Raw genomic sequence first — 516 nt, forward strand, 5'->3', positions numbered from 1 at the left:
GAGCAGGAGCCATGGCACTGCGGTTCTCAGAGCGCCGCCCGCCATGGCGGCAGGAGGCGAAAACGACCAGAACGACGTGCATCGTCCGGACGCGCCCACCCAGGCCGACTGCAACGAGGTCTCCTCGCTGTTCTGGAGCGTCGTGCACAATACGCGCTCGGGTAACGGTGCTGCCGCCGAGAACCTGGAGGTGCTCGAACTGGACCGGCAGGACCTGCTCGAATAGCCGCCGGTTCATCAATCCCGGATGCGGGCATGCATGCCCGCATCCGGGATTGATGAACCGGCGGCTATTCGAGCAGGTCCTGCCGGTCCAGTTCGAGCACCTCCAGGTTCTCGGCGGCAGCACCGTTACCCGAGCGCGTATTGTGCACGACGCTCCAGAACAGCGAGGAGACCTCGTTGCAGTCGGCCTGGGTGGGCGCGTCCGGACGATGCACGTCGTTCTGGTCGTTTTCGCCTCCTGCCGCCATGGCGGGCGGCGCTCTGAGAACCGCAGTGCCATGGCTCCTGCTC

The 516-nt window shown here is 65.9% G+C and carries 2 pseudogenes; one reads left to right on the forward strand and one right to left on the reverse strand.

The window, feature by feature from the left end:
* Nucleotides 1–226, forward strand: a pseudogene (locus tag VE25_RS21280) (hypothetical protein); the annotation flags it as partial.
* 64 nt (nucleotides 227–290) lie between these two features.
* On the opposite strand, the pseudogene VE25_RS21275 reads toward VE25_RS21280, so the two are convergent.
* Nucleotides 291–516, reverse strand: a pseudogene (locus VE25_RS21275) (hypothetical protein); the annotation flags it as partial.

The organism is Devosia geojensis (genome assembly GCF_000969415.1).
GTDB classification, from domain to species: domain Bacteria; phylum Pseudomonadota; class Alphaproteobacteria; order Rhizobiales; family Devosiaceae; genus Devosia; species Devosia geojensis.